Raw genomic sequence first — 14,102 nt, 5'->3', positions numbered from 1 at the left:
GCCTGACCTGGCCCGGCCGATTGGGTCCGGTGCCCGTGCCGTGCCCAACGGTGTCGGGTGCCGGACCCGGGGCGGTGCCCGGGGTGCGGCATAGGGCCGGGCCGCGGGTGCTGGGCCGGGGCGTGCCGTCGGGCTCGGCCACGGGTGCCGGGCCGGGGTACGGCATAGGGGCTGGGGCTCCGATGCCGGGCCGGGGCTCGGGCGTTGGGCCGGGGCTCGGCATCGGGCGCGAGCGCTGGGCCCGCGCCCGGGCTCGGGCAAGCCGTGCGTGACCGCGCACCGCTCCACGCGGTGCGCGGTCTGGCGGCGCGATCAGGCAGCGCGGTGCGCCATCTGGCTGCGCGGTGCGCGGTGTGGCAGCGCGGTCAGGCGTCCGATTCGGCGATGACCTTCGCCAGGGCGATGACGAAGCGGTCCGTCGTGGCGCGGTCGCGGACGGCGAGCCGGAGCCAGTCCGGGCCGAGGCCCGGGAACGTGTCACCGCGGCGGACGGCGAAGCCCAGCTCGCGCAGCCGGGTACGGATCGCGACCGCGCCCGGCAGCTGGATCAGCAGAAAGGGTCCTGCAGCCGGGCCGCATACCCGCACCTCCGCCAGCTGGGCCAGCCGGTCGGCCAGATGAGCCCGGTCGGCGGCCGTACGGTCGGCGGCCCGCGCGGCCTCGGCGAGGGCGGGCGGGGCGCAGCACGCCTCGGCCGCCGTCAGGGCCGGGCTGGACACCGGCCACAGCGGCTGGACCCGCTCCAGCGCTGTGACGGTGTCCGGCTCCGCCAGCACATAGCCGATCCGCAGCCCCGCCAGACCCCAGGTCTTGGTGAGGCTGCGCAGCACCACGAGCCCGGGCACATCGGTGCGGTCCGCCAGCGACTCGCGCTCGCCCGGGACGGCGTCCATGAACGCCTCGTCCACCACCAGCGTCCGTCCCGGCCGGGCGAGACCGGCCAGGGCATCGGCCGGGTGCAGTACGGATGTGGGGTTGGTCGGGTTGCCGATCACCACCAGATCGGCGTCCTCCGGCACCGCGTCCGGGGTCAGCCGGAAGCCGTTCCGCTCATCGAGGATCACTCGCTCCACGGTGTGCCCCGCGTCCCGCAGCGCCGCCTCCGGTTCGGTGAACTGCGGATGCACCACCACCGGCCGCTGAGCCGGGATGGCACGGGCGAGCAGGACGAACGCCTCCGCGGCGCCCGCCGTCAGCAGCACCCGGCCGACCGGAAGCCCATGGCGCGCGGCGACCGCCTCCCGCGCCGTCCGCCCGTCCGGATAGGCGGCCAGCCCGTCGAGGGAGTCGGCGATTCGGGCCTTGAGCCAGTCCGGTGGCGTACCGGCCCGGACATTGACCGCGAGGTCCGTCAGGTCGGCATCGGCTCCCCGCACCTCCGCGTCCCCGTGATGCCGCAGATCGAACCCGGTGGAGACGCCATCGGCGGCCGGGGTGGCGGACCCGCTCGTGGGCAGGCCCGCCGATGGATCAGTGGGCATCGGCGTGGGTATCGGGATGCGCGAACGCATGGGCCTCATCGCCGAATCCGGCGCGCCCGGCGGTGTCGGCCACCTCCTCATAGCGCTCCATGACGAGGTCGGCCAACTCCTTTGCCGGGCCGATGACGTCGGCGGAGACCACCTCGACCTCGGGGTAGGCGAGCCCCCAGCCCTCCGCCTGCTGCCGCACCCGCTCCAGGGCGTCACCGGCGAACAGGAAGTACGGCAGCACCACGACCCGGCTGGCCCCCAGCTTGGCGCAGCGGTCCAGGCCCGAGGCCACATCCGGTGCGGCGAGCGAGGAGAAGGCCACCTCGACGCCCGCGAAGCCACGGCCCTCCCACAGCAGCCGGGCGGCGCGGTGCACCTCGGCGTTGGCCTCCGGGAGCGGCGAACCGTCGCCCACCAGCAGCACGGTGGTCTCCGCACGGTCCGAGGGCAGCCGGGGCCGGTTGCCCAGCGCCTCGTCGAGCCGCCGCTCCAGCACGCTGAGCAGTGTGCGGTGCGGGCCGAGCGGCCGGGCGGAGGCGAACGAGGCGTCGGCATGCCGCTCCGCCTCCTGGGCCAGCGTGGCCGCGATGCCGTCTCTCGGGGGAGCTGCCGGGATCAGCGTCAGCGGGACGACCGCGAAGCGGCTCACCCCCTCGCCGACGAGCCGGGTGACCGCATCGGACAGCGGGTGGCTGCCCGGTCCGGTGAGGCCACCCGCCACGGGCAGGTCCGGGTGGCGTGTGGCCAACTCCCTTACGAATGCGTGAAAGGCGGTGGCATGCCCTTCGTCTCGAGTGCCGATGCCTGCGAGGAGCAGGGCGGGCGGGGTCGTCACGAGGTCTCCTTGGTGCAGGTGGTGCGGGTGTCACGGTCAGCAGGGGGCGGCGGGCTGTTCCGCCCCGAGACGTTACTGACCTGCGTCGGGACGGTCGACGGCAGGTCTTCGCTGCCCGGCCTGCCCGGATTTGGCCGCAACCGGGCGGCGAGCGACGGCGCAGGTGGCCATTCCGGGGCGGCCGCGCGGCGCGGACTTCCGCTTGGCGACCAGCAGTTCGCCGCCAGGTCCGGCGGCCAGCAGCGCGGCCGCCTCGGCGACCCCCGCCGTGCCCACGGCCGCGAGCGGCACCGCGGACGGGTTCGGCACCTCCACCGCGGCCAGCGCCGCCGCCGGGTATCCGCACAGCGGCACCCCCAGCCGCTCGGCCGCCATCAGCAGTCCGGTCTCCCCGGCCTTGGCCTCCACGGTCGCCAACTCGGCCACGCCGCTCGGTGAAAGGCCCGCCTCCGCCAGGACCGTCTCGACCAGCCCGATCACCTCGCCGACGGACACCCCCCGGCTGGCCCCGACCCCGACGACAAGCGGTGTCTCGGGCAGGGGACACACCATGCCCCGGCCGATGACCTCCACGTCAGCTCACCGCCTCGGCTCAACGGGCAGGGGACACACATCTGTCGGCGAACCGGGACGCCGCGCCTGGGACCGAGGCCCAGTGCACATGCAGATAGGAGGCATGCACATTTCCCTGTGCGAACCCTTCGGTACGACGCTCCGGGTGGACGAGCCCCCAGGCGGGCTCCGCCCCCGCTCCGGGCACGATGGTCGTGCGGTGGAACTCATGGCCGCGCACCCGCGTCCCCGCGGCGGCGAGTGCGGTGTCGGAGATGGCCACGGCCTCACGGTAGCCCAGCGTCAGACGTTCCGACATCCGTGCCTCGGCGGTCAGCACCCCGCACATCGGCTCCCCGTCCAGCGAGCGCGCCAGATACAGCAGTCCGGCACATTCGGCGGCGATGGGCGCGCCGGACGCGGCGAGCTCGGCGACGGCTTCCCGCAGCGGCTCGTTCGCGGACAGCTCGGGGGCGTACACCTCCGGGAACCCGCCGCCGATCACCAGACCGCCGGTGCCTTCCGGGAGGCGCTCGTCCCGCAGCGGATCGAAGGGGACGACCCGCGCCCCGGCCGCCGTGAGCAGCTCGGTGTGCTCCGCGTACGAGAAGGTGAACGCGGCCCCGCCCGCCACGGCGACCACCGGCCGTGCCGCGCGGTCTCCCCGGCCCGCGGCACCGGGGACGGCCTCCACCGCCCGGCGCATCTCCTCCTCCGGATCCCAGGCCGTCTCGGACAGGGGCGGTGCGCTGCGCGCCAGCGCCAGCAGCCCCTCGAGATCGCAGCCCTCCCGCACCCGCGCTGCCAGCGCGGCCGCCGCATCGACCGCCTCGGCCTGGCGCTCGGCCACCGGCACCAGACCCAGATGGCGGCTCGGTGCCCGCACCTCCCGCGTCCGGCGCAGCGCGCCGAACACCGGCACTCCGCACCCCTCCAGCGCCTCGCGCAGCATCGCCTCGTGACGGTCCGAACCGACCTTGTTGAGGATCACCCCCGCGACCCGCACCTCGGGGTCCCAGGAGGCGAAGCCATGCACCAGCGCGGCCACCGACCGTGACTGCGACGACGCGTCCACCACCAGCACCACCGGCGCCCGCAGCAGCTTGGCCACATGCGCCGTCGAGGCCAGCTCGCCCTGCCCGGCCGCCCCGTCGAACAGCCCCATCACCCCTTCGACCAGGGCCAGATCGCAGCCCGCCGCCCCATGCAGGAACAGCGGGGCGATCCGCTGCGGACCGCACAGATAGGCATCCAGATTCCGGCCCGGGCGCGCGCCCCCGGCCCGGGATCGCCCGGCCGAGGAGGCGGCCGAGGAGATCGCGAGCGCGTGATAGCCAGGGTCGATGTAGTCCGGGCCGACCTTGTGCGGGGACACGTCCAGACCGCGCTCCGCGAAGGCGGCCATGAGCCCCGCGGTGACCGTCGTCTTCCCGCTGCCCGAGGCAGGCGCCGCGATCACCAGACGCGGGACACTCACCACTCGATGCCTCGCTGGCCCTTCTGACCGGTGTCCATCGGATGCTTGACCTTGGACATGTCGGTGACCAGGTCGGCGAAGTCCACCAACTGCGCCGGTGCGTTACGCCCCGTGATGACGACGTGCTGCGTCCCGGGCCGGTCCCGCAGCACCGACACCACCTCGTCGGGGTCCACCCAGCCCCAGTGCATCGGATACGCGAATTCGTCCAGCACATAGAGCCGGTATGTCTCCGCCGCGAGATCGCGCTTGACCTGCTCCCAGCCCTCGCGTGCGGCCTCCTCGCTGGAAGCCATGTCGCGCTGGACCCACGACCAGCCCTCGCCCATCTTGTGCCATGCGACGGTCCCCCCTTCGCCCGAGTCGCCGAGGACGCGCAGCGCACGCTCCTCACCGACCCGCCATTTCGCGGACTTTACAAATTGGAATACACCGACCGGCCAGTTTTGGTTCCATGCCCGCAGCGCCAGCCCGAACGCCGCGGTCGACTTGCCCTTGCCCTGACCTGTGTGGACGAAGACGAGCGGGCGGTTGCGGCGCTGGCGGGTGGTCAGCCCGTCGTCCGGGACGACGGTCGGTTGTCCTTGCGGCATCAGGCGGCCCTCCGAGGGTTCGATACGGTTCGTACACCGCGCACCAGCGCGGTCACGCTGTCCGCGCGCAGCTCGTCGAGTGTCACCGGCGTGGCGCGCAGTTCGCGGGCGAGCGCGCCCGCCAGCCCCAGCCGCACCAGCCCGGACTCGCAGTCCACCACCACCGAGGCGACCCCGTCGCCCGCGAGCATCCGCGCCGCGCGCCCGGCCCGCTCGACCGGCGTGGGCCCGCCGGACCGCCGCGCCTCCGTGGCCCGTCCGTCGGTCACCACGACCAGCAGCGGACGGCGTGAGGGATCCCGCAGCCGCTCCACCCGCAGCACCTCCCGCGCCTTCAACAGCCCGGCCGCCAGCGGTGTACGGCCGCCCGTCGGCAGCCGTTCCAGCCGCACGGCCGCCGCGTCCACCGACGAGGTGGGCGGCAGCGCCAACTCGGCGTCCGCCCCCCGGAAGGTGATCAGCCCGACCTTGTCCCGCCGCTGGTAGGCGTCCAGCAGCAGCGACAGCACCGCGCCCTTGATCGCACTCATCCGCGTCCGCGCGGCCATCGAGCCCGACGCGTCCACCACGAACAGCACGAGATTGCCCTCCCGGCCCTCGCGCACCGCCTCGCGCAGATCGTCCCGGCGCACCAGGAGCCCGGGACCGCGCCGCCCGCGCGACCGCTGGTGCGGGGCGGCGGCCCGGACGGTCGCCGTCAGATGCAGTGCGGAGAGCGTCCCTCGCGGGCGGCGCGCCCCGGTGGTGCGGCCGTGCTCGCTGCGGGCGCGCGACCGACGTCCGGCCGCGCCCTGGCCCAGACCGGGGACGTCGAGCCGCCGGGTCCGGAACGGTTCGGCGGCGCCCCCGGCCGCCCGGTCACCGCCGGCTCCACCACTACCGCCGTCCGCTTCTCCCGCCCCGCCGTCGCCATCGGCCTGGGGAGAGTCGGTCTCGCGGTCGGCCGTCTCGTGCTCACCCGTGCGCCGGTCGGGGACGGACGGCTCGGGTGCGGTGGGCGGTGCCTGCTCCCCCGCTCCGTCGCCCGGGTCCTCCTGGGGCCCGCCGCCGGGGTTCTCGGGGCCGCCCGGGCCGTCCGGCCCGTCGTCGGAGCTGTCGGGGCCCTCCGGGCCCTGGTCCGGATCCGGCTCCGGCTCGTCCTCCTCGAACTGCCGCAGGATCTCGTCGAGTTTGTCCTCGTCGAGCCCCGGCGCGTCGAACGGGGCCCGCCGTCGGCGGTGGGGGAGCGACAGCAGCGCCGCCCCCCGGACGTCCTCGGTCCGTACGTCGGTGCGCCCGGCCCAGGCGGCCAGCGCGGTCGCCGTACGGGCGGTCACGATGTCCGCGCGCATCCCGTCCACCTCGAACCCGGCGCACACCGCCGCGATCTGCCGCAGCGCGCGGTCGCCCAGCACCACCCGTGGCAGCCGGGCGCGCGCCGCCGCGATGCGCTCCCGCAGGGCGTCCTCGTCCGCCGCCCAGCGCGCCGCGAACCCCTCGGGGTCCTCGTCGTACGCCAGTCGCCGCCGCACCACCTCGACCCGCTCATCGGTGTCCCGGGACGCCGCGACCTCCACGGTGAGACCGAAGCGGTCCAGCAACTGCGGCCGCAGCTCGCCCTCTTCCGGGTTCATGGTGCCGACAAGGAGGAAGCGCGCGGCATGCCGTACGGAGACCCCCTCGCGCTCCACGTAGGAGGCGCCCATGGCGGCCGCGTCGAGCAGCAGGTCGATCAGATGGTCGTGGAGCAGGTTGACCTCGTCGACGTAGAGCACCCCGCGGTGGGCGTCCGCGAGCAGTCCGGGCTCGAACGCCTTCACCCCGTCCGACAGCGCCCGCTCGATGTCGAGGGCGCCGACCAGGCGGTCCTCGGAGGCGCCCACGGGCAGTTCGACCATCCGCGCGGGGCGCGCCTCGCCGGTGTCCGGCTCATGGGGCCCGTCCGGGCAGGACGGGTCGGGCGCGGCCGGATCGCAGGAGAACCGGCACCCGGCCACCACGTCGACCGGCGGCAGCAGCGCCGCGATCGCTCTTACGGCGGTGCTCTTGGCCGTGCCCTTCTCCCCGCGCACCAGGACACCGCCCACGGCGGGTGAGACGGCGTTGAGGAGCAGGGCGAGCCGCAGACCGTCCATGCCGACGATCGCGCTGAAGGGGTAGGTGGTGGTCACGCGGCGGTACCTCCTGGTGTGCGTGGGCGTCGCGGTCCGGTGTCGGTGTGGGTGCCGGGGTTCATCACGACGTCCCCCCTGGCGCCCCCGGAGGGACGAACGGCAGCCCCTCCGGGACGCCCTTCTCGATGAGCCGCAGCAGTGCGTCGGTGTCGGCGTGCTCCTCGATCAGGTCGCCGAGGCGGTCCAGTTGCTCCTCGCGCAGCTCGCCGAAGCGGGTGTCCGGCGCCGGTACGAACGCCCGGCCCGCCGCGGCGGCCACCCGGCGCAGAAACGCCCGCCGGAAGCCGTCGCTCTCCAGCGAGCCGTGCCAGTGGGTGCCCCACACCGAGCCCACCCGGCAGCCGTCCAGGAAGGGCTCCTCGGCCCCGTCGAGCAGCTCGGCGACCCCGTGGTGGATCTCGTATCCCCCAACTCGCTCACCGAGCGCCTCGCCCACCGGCCGGGCCAGGGTCTTCTCCGCCGCGAACCGTACCCGCACCGGCAGCAGCCCGAGCCCGGCGACTGTCCCGGCCTTCGACTCGATCTCGTCCTCGATGCGCTCCCCGAGCACCTGGAAGCCGCCGCAGACGCCCAGCACCGGGCGGCCCTCGGCGGCCCGCCGGGCGATCGCGTCGGCGAGCCCGCGCTCGCGCAACCACTCCAGCGCCCTTATGGTGCCCCGGGTGCCCGGCAGCACCACCAGATCGGCGTCGGCCAGCTCCTCGGGCCGGTCCACGAACCGCACGACCACGCCCGGTTCGGCCGCCAGCGCGTCCACGTCCGTGAAGTTGGACATCAGCGGCACGGCGGCCACCGCGATCCGCAGGACGTCCGCGCCGTAAGGGGGCGCCACGACGCTCTCCCGCACCGTGCCGCGCAGCGACACCCGCAGCCCGTCCTCCTCGTCGATCCCCAGCCCGTGGGCGAACGGGAGCACACCGACGGTCGGGCGCCCGGTGAGGTCGCGCAGCATGTCCAGACCGGGCTCCAGAAGGCTCACATCGCCGCGGAACTTGTTCACCAGATAGGCGGCCACATGCCGTTGGTCCGCCGCCGACAGCAGCGCGGTGGTGCCGAAGAAGGACGCGAAGACGCCACCGCGGTCGATGTCCCCGACCACCACGACCGGAAGCCCGGCGGCGCGCGCCAGCCCCATGTTGACGATGTCGGTGCGGCGCAGATTGATCTCGGCCGGACTGCCCGCGCCCTCGCAGATCACCGCGTCATGGGTGCGTCGCAGCTCCTCCAGGCACTCCGTGACGGTCCCCAGCAGCGCCTCCCGCCCCGAGACCCGCGTCCGCCCGGGGGAGTCCGCGTCCGACGGCGGGTTCGCCGCGGGCCCCGATCGCCCGAAGTACCCGCGCGCGCTCAGCTCGCCCACCGGCTTGCCCAGCAGCACCACTTGGCTGCTGCGGTCGCTGCCCGGCTTCAGCAGGACCGGGTTCATCAGCGCGCTCGGCTCGACGCGCGCGGCGGCGGCCTGCATGGCCTGGGCCCGCCCGATCTCCGCCCCCTCCCGGGTGACGAAGGAGTTGAGCGACATGTTCTGCGCCTTGAAGGGGGCCACGCTGACGCCCTTACGGGCGAGCCACCGGCAGATCCCGGCCGTCACGACGCTCTTGCCCGCGTCGGAGGTGGTGCCCGCGACGAGCAGGCCCCCGCCCCGCGCCCCGGAACCGTCCGTGCCGCCCTTACCGCGTATCCCGCTCATCCACCGCCCCTTCCAGCGGCCCGGGGCCGCCCCGTCAACGCCCTCAGGACCGGCCGGGCCGCCACGGACACCCCGAGCGCCAGGACGCCGACGCGCCGCGACAGCCGTATCGCCCGCTGGATGTCGGCCGACTCCACCGGCCGCCCGCCGGAGTTGAGCACCGGCCGGTGCTCGACCCGGCCGCCGTACGTGAGGGTGCCGCCCAGCCGTATCCCCAGCGCGCCCGCGAACGACGCTTCCACAGGGCCCGCGTTCGGGCTCGGATGGCGCCGGCCGTCGCGCCGCCAGGCGCGCCGCGCACCGCGCGGATCGGGGCCCGCGAGTGTCGCCAGGGCCGCCGTAAGGCGCGCACCGGGCCAGCCGGCCACATCGTCCAGACGGGCCGCCGCCCAGCCGAACCGCCGGTAGCGCGGCGACTTGTGGCCCACCATGGCGTCCAGGGTGTTGATGGCGCGGAAGCCGATGAGCCCCGGCACGCCGCCCACGGCGCCCCACACCAGCGCGCCCACGACGGCGTCGGAGGTGTTCTCGGCGACCGATTCGACGACCGCGCGGGCGATCTGCGGCCCGTCCAGCGCCTGCGGATCGCGGCCGCACAGATGCGGCAGCCACTCCCGGGCGAGGTCGAGGTCACCCGCGGCGAGGGCCCCGCCGACGGCCCGTGCCTCACGGCCCAGCGTCGTGCCGCCCAGCACGGCCCAGGTGGCGGCGGCGGTCAGGGCGGCCTCCGCGCCGCCGCGCCCGCCGAGGGCCCGTACGACACGGGTCAGCAGCGCGGCACCGGCGGCCGCGCCGCCCGCGCACAACACGGTGTGCAGGGCCCCGTATCCGCGGTGGTCACGCCACAGCCGGCGCTCGGCGGCCGCGGCGGCGCGCCCGAACGCGGCGACCGGATGGCCGCGGCGCGGATCGCCCGTGGCGAGATCGCCGAGGAAGCCGAGGGCCGCACCGCACGCGAACGAGGCGTGATCGGCACGCATCCGTCAGGCCGCCGTCACGCCTCGGCGCGACGACACATAACCAAAGGGGCCAGGGGGGCCGAAGGGGCCGGAAGAGCCAGTGGGGACAGAGGAGGCTGACGACGTGGCGGTGCCGGGCATGGCGGTATGTCCTCACTCAGGGTCCGCGCCCTGGTTCGACTGACCGGCGGTGAAAGTCTCCTGGCTCCCGGATCCGCGCCCCTCCCGGTCTTCCAGCCCCGCGTACGAAGCGAACCGTACGGTCGAGCCGTGACCCCATACAGGCGATGGGAGAGTGCTCCCCGGTGACAGTGGCGGGACCGCGCCGGATTCTCACCGGCTTCCTCTCCTGCCGCCGTTTGGCTCGGGAAGTCCACCATGGGCCGCGAATGGCCGTCAACTCGCATATGACCCAAGTCGCCCGAGTGTGCCGAGCCCCACAGACGGCGGCCGCACACGAGGCGGCCGCCGGACGGTCGGCGCTGGTCAGCACCACCATCCGGCGGCCGGTGGGTCGATGAGGACGCGAGCCTCAGGCGACGATCAGATAGATGCCGTACGCCACGGCCGCGGCGCACAGCGCGAAACAGGTGTACGCGCCGGTGCGCGCGAGCGCCGAGGCGCCGGCCGCGCCACCGGACGCGGCGGCCGTGCCGCCCTGCTCCGGCGCCGCCTTACGGGACGTACCGAGGATGCCCAGGGTGAAGACGCCCACCATGCCGACCGTCACCACGAGGCTGACGCCGAAGACCTGGCCGAGTGCCGCCCAGTCGATGCTCATGTTCCGTGGCTCCTTAACGGATGGTGCTGCTCGCGGCGGCGGGGGTGGGGGTCTGCTCGCGTGTGTGCTCGGCGATGCCGCTCTCGGGGGCGGCCTCGACCGCGCTCTCGGGGGCGGAGGGCTTCGCACCCGCGGGCGGCGGGGCCACGGACCGCAGGGCGGCCGTGACGACGCCCACCGGCTCGTGTGCGTCGACCTCGTTGACGTTGGTGTGGTCCACGGGCTTACGGCGCGACAGCGCCCAGATCGCCCCGCAGGCCAGGACGGCGAGCACGGCCACCGCGGTGATCCCCGCGTTCCCCTGGTCGGCCAGCAGCGCGGCGGCGCCCGCCACCAGGCCCGCGGCCGGGAGGGTCAGCACCCAGGCGACCACCATGCGGCCGGCGGTCGACCAGCGCACCACCGCGCCCTTACGGCCGACACCCGCACCCATGACGGCGCCGGAGCAGACCTGGGTGGTGGACAGCGCGAAGCCGATGTGGGAGGAGGCGAGGATGACGGTCGCGGCGCCGGTCTGGGCGGCGAAGCCCTGCGGCGGCTGGATGTCGGTGATGCCCTTGCCCATGGTGCGGATGATGCGCCAGCCGCCCAGGTAGGTGCCGAGCGCGATGGCCAGGCCCGCCGAGACGATGACCCACAGCGGCGGGTCGGAGTCGGGTGCCACCACGCCCCCGGTGACCAGCGCCAGGGTGATCACGCCCATCGTCTTCTGGGCGTCGTTGGTGCCGTGGGCCAGGGAGACGAGGGCGGCCGAGGCGATCTGCCCCGCGCGGTAGCCCTTCGCGGTGTCCTCCGCGGCTCGGCCGCGGCCGAGCCGGTAGGTGAGCCGGGTGGCGGCCACCGTGGCGATGCCGGCCACGACCGGCGCGGCGACGGCGGGGATCAGGACCTTCATGACGATCGCGTCGCCGTTGACCCCGTCCAGCCCGACGGAGACCACGGTGGCGCCGATCAGGCCGCCGAACAGGGCGTGCGAGGAACTGGACGGGAGCCCGGCGAGCCAGGTCACCAGATTCCACAGGATCGCGCCGACCAGCCCCGCGAAGATCACTTCTGGTCGGATACCGGAGTCCTCGTCGATGATCCCGCCGGAGATGGTCTTGGCCACCTCCACGGACAGGAACGCGCCGACGAGATTGAGGACGGCCGACATCGCCACCGCCACCCTGGGACCGAGTGCTCCCGTGGAGATGGTGGTGGCCATGGCGTTAGCCGTGTCGTGGAAGCCGTTCGTGAAGTCGAACACCAAGGCCGTGACGATCACGATCCCGATGAGAAGCGTGATGTGTTCCATACACCCGGTCAATCAGTTCGAAGGTCGTTAGTGGCACGGTGAACGTAAGGAAACAGGGTGAACGGAAGGTGAACTGAGCAGGGCGTCAGGGTGACGTGGTTGCGGGAGTGCCACAGCCTGATGAATTCAAGCCTACTTTCCTATGTCGTACGGGGGTTGGGCCTCGGTCGAGGACTGCAGGAGGGGGCCACGGGACGGGCCCCGCGGCCGCCCGCCGTTCACCCTCGTTCACCCGCACCGGGGCGGCTGCCCACGAGGCGCGGTCGTAGACGTAGGCCGCGCCCGTTCCGGTCCCGCCATCGCCCGGCCGGCGGACGCCTGGAAGGATCGGGCCCCGGAGGTGAGGGCAGGTGACCCGGTCGCGATCCACGCGGCAGCCGCAGCCGCGGCTGACCCACCCCCTGCGCCAGGCATGGACGCAGGTGGTGAGAACGGCCCGCAGAACCACCGCCGACGGCCTGGTCGTCGGCACCTCGGGCAATGTCTCGGCCCGGGTGGGCGACACCGTCCTGGTGACCCCGAGCGGCGTCCCCTACGACCGGCTCGGCCCGCGGGACGCCGTCGCCGTCGACCTCGACGGGCAACAGGTCCTCGGCACGCTCAAGCCCACCAGCGAGCTGCCCATGCACCTGGCCGTCTACCGGGAGACCGACGCCGAGGCCGTGGTCCATACCCACGCCGTCCACGCCACGGCCGTCTCCACGCTCGTCGACGAACTCCCCGCGATCCACTACATGACCGCCGCCCTCGGCGGGCCGGTCCGCGTCGCGGCCTACGCGCTCTACGGAACGGACGAACTGGCCGACGCCATGATCGAGGCGCTGCGCGACCGCAGCGGCTGTCTGCTGCGCAACCACGGCACCGTCGTCCACGGCGCCACCCTGGACCAGGCGTTCGACCGCACCGCCCAGCTCGAATGGATGTGCCGGGTCTGGCTCACCGCGGTCTCCGTCCCCGGCCGCACCCCCACCCTGATCCCGCCGGACGAGCTGCGGCGCGCGGCGGACAAGCTCAGCGGCTACGGCCAGCCGGGCTGAGCCCGCCGGGCACGCGCCCCAACCCGCACCGCACGCGCCCGGGCCCGGCCGGACGGTCACCCGGCCGGGCACGCCCGCTGGCCGGGGGCCGCTTCCCCGCCCACACTGGGAGAGATGCGCCTGCGGACAACGGCGGCCGCGGCCGCCACCACCTTGCTCGGTGCCGGCGTGGCCGCGGTGGCGGCCGGACGGTACGCCACCGGCGCTGCGCTGAAACCGGCCCCCGACCGTCCGCTGCCGAACGAGCCCCCGCTCACCGTGCACGCGACCGCGGCCGGCCAGATCACCCTGACCCGCTCGCTCGCCTCGCTGCGCCCCGGCGTCTACGGCCTCACCGGCCGCTCCTGTCACGCCGTCGTCGGCCCCGTCATCGAGGACGCCCCGCACCCCGCCGACTGCGTGGTGCGCCGCCTGGAGCGGGTCACCCACGGCGACCTCACCCCCGGCACCCGGGTACGGCTGACCCCCCAGGTGCACATCGGCAATCCGCGGGACGCGCTCGGCATCGAGCACGCAGAGGTCGACGTGCCCGGCGAACTCGGCCCGCTGCCCGCCTGGTTCGTCCCCGGCGAACGCTCCACATGGGTGATCACCACCCATGGCCTCGGCACCACCCGTGAGCACCCTATGGTCGTCATGCCCTTCCTGCGGCAGCTGCGGGTGCCGGTGCTCGACCTCGGCTACCGCGGGGACCCCGGCGCCCCCCGGCCCAAGGACGGCATATCCCACCTGGGCGACACCGAATGGCGCGACCTGGACGCGGCCCTCCGCTACGCGATGGCGTACGGGGCGACCGGGATCGTCCTCCACGGCTGGTCCATCGGCGCCTCGATGGCCCTCCACACCGCCGCGAACTCCGCGCTGCGCCACCGCGTCCTCGGCCTCGTCCTGGACTCCCCGGTGCTCGACTGGCAGGCCACCCTGCGCGCCCTCGCCGCGGCCCGCGGCATCCCCGCGCCGCTGATCCCCCTCGCCCTGCGGGCTGCCGAGGGGCGCACCGGGCTCCACGACAGCGTGCTTCCGGAGGTGGCCGATCCCGAGCGGTTGTCGGTGCCCACGCTCGTCGCCCACGGCCCCGACGACACTCTCGCGCCCTGGCACGTCTCGCGCGAATTCGCCGACCGCAGACGCGACCTGGTCACCCTTCACACGGTGCGGCGGGCCCCCCATGCGGCCATGTGGAACGCGGACCCCAAGGCGTACGAGGAGGCTCTGCGGCGCTTTCTGGTACCGCTCCTGTAGCGCCCCCAAGGCGGTCG

At 74.4% G+C, this 14,102-nt stretch carries 11 protein-coding genes, 1 pseudogene and 1 riboswitch; of the genes and pseudogenes, 2 read left to right on the top strand and 10 right to left on the bottom strand.

Features of this window, described 5'->3' with window-relative positions:
* Positions 1-365: 365 nt before the first annotated feature.
* From cobC to AS97_RS13265, 10 genes and pseudogenes are all read right to left on the bottom strand, one after another.
* Complete coding sequence (cobC, locus tag AS97_RS13310) at positions 366-1,481, bottom strand: Rv2231c family pyridoxal phosphate-dependent protein CobC (protein ID WP_247204355.1); 1,116 nt, start codon at positions 1,479-1,481, stop codon at positions 366-368.
* On the bottom strand, positions 1,471-2,307 hold the full coding sequence (locus AS97_RS13305) for a sirohydrochlorin chelatase (protein ID WP_210564936.1): 837 nt from the start codon (positions 2,305-2,307) through the stop codon (positions 1,471-1,473). Before AS97_RS13305 ends, cobC begins: the two co-directional genes overlap by 11 nt.
* A gap of 144 nt (positions 2,308-2,451) precedes the next feature.
* Positions 2,452-2,832, bottom strand: a pseudogene (locus AS97_RS13300) (cobalamin biosynthesis protein); the annotation flags it as partial.
* A 67-nt stretch (positions 2,833-2,899) separates the two neighbouring features.
* Positions 2,900-4,339, bottom strand: a complete 1,440-nt coding sequence (locus AS97_RS13295; protein WP_125758069.1) for a cobyrinate a,c-diamide synthase — start codon at positions 4,337-4,339, stop codon at positions 2,900-2,902.
* On the bottom strand, positions 4,333-4,929 hold the full coding sequence (gene cobO, locus AS97_RS13290) for a cob(I)yrinic acid a,c-diamide adenosyltransferase (RefSeq protein WP_014059794.1): 597 nt from the start codon (positions 4,927-4,929) through the stop codon (positions 4,333-4,335). Before cobO ends, AS97_RS13295 begins: the two co-directional genes overlap by 7 nt.
* On the bottom strand, positions 4,929-7,079 hold the full coding sequence (locus AS97_RS13285) for a putative cobaltochelatase (RefSeq protein WP_210564934.1): 2,151 nt from the start codon (positions 7,077-7,079) through the stop codon (positions 4,929-4,931). Before AS97_RS13285 ends, cobO begins: the two co-directional genes overlap by 1 nt.
* Before the next feature lie 64 nt (positions 7,080-7,143).
* Positions 7,144-8,772, bottom strand: coding sequence for a cobyric acid synthase (locus AS97_RS13280; RefSeq protein ID WP_210564931.1), 1,629 nt, complete (start codon positions 8,770-8,772; stop codon positions 7,144-7,146).
* The gene (locus tag AS97_RS13275) at positions 8,769-9,752 is read right to left on the bottom strand and encodes a cobalamin biosynthesis protein (RefSeq protein ID WP_210564929.1); all 984 of its coding nucleotides are present in this window, start codon (positions 9,750-9,752) and stop codon (positions 8,769-8,771) included. Before AS97_RS13275 ends, AS97_RS13280 begins: the two co-directional genes overlap by 4 nt.
* Positions 9,753-9,904: 152 nt before the next feature.
* Positions 9,905-10,125: riboswitch (cobalamin riboswitch) on the bottom strand.
* A gap of 138 nt (positions 10,126-10,263) precedes the next feature.
* Positions 10,264-10,512, bottom strand: a complete 249-nt coding sequence (locus AS97_RS13270) for a hypothetical protein (RefSeq protein WP_059144867.1) — start codon at positions 10,510-10,512, stop codon at positions 10,264-10,266.
* A gap of 13 nt (positions 10,513-10,525) precedes the next feature.
* The gene (locus tag AS97_RS13265) at positions 10,526-11,806 is read right to left on the bottom strand and encodes an inorganic phosphate transporter (RefSeq protein WP_059144866.1); all 1,281 of its coding nucleotides are present in this window, start codon (positions 11,804-11,806) and stop codon (positions 10,526-10,528) included.
* Positions 11,807-12,156: 350 nt separating this feature from the next.
* Between AS97_RS13265 and AS97_RS13260 the strand changes: the two genes are divergently transcribed.
* Together AS97_RS13260 and AS97_RS13255 are read left to right on the top strand one after the other, a co-directional pair.
* Complete coding sequence (locus tag AS97_RS13260) at positions 12,157-12,843, top strand: class II aldolase/adducin family protein (protein ID WP_185929849.1); 687 nt, start codon at positions 12,157-12,159, stop codon at positions 12,841-12,843.
* 114 nt (positions 12,844-12,957) lie between these two features.
* Complete coding sequence (locus AS97_RS13255) at positions 12,958-14,085, top strand: alpha/beta fold hydrolase (protein ID WP_059144865.1); 1,128 nt, start codon at positions 12,958-12,960, stop codon at positions 14,083-14,085.
* Positions 14,086-14,102: the final 17 nt, after the last annotated feature.

It is taken from the genome of Streptomyces sp. AgN23 (assembly GCF_001598115.1).
In the GTDB taxonomy this organism is placed as follows: domain Bacteria; phylum Actinomycetota; class Actinomycetes; order Streptomycetales; family Streptomycetaceae; genus Streptomyces; species Streptomyces antimycoticus.
The sequence above is the reverse complement of the archived record's forward strand: the minus strand, read 5'-3'. Positions and strand labels throughout refer to the sequence as shown.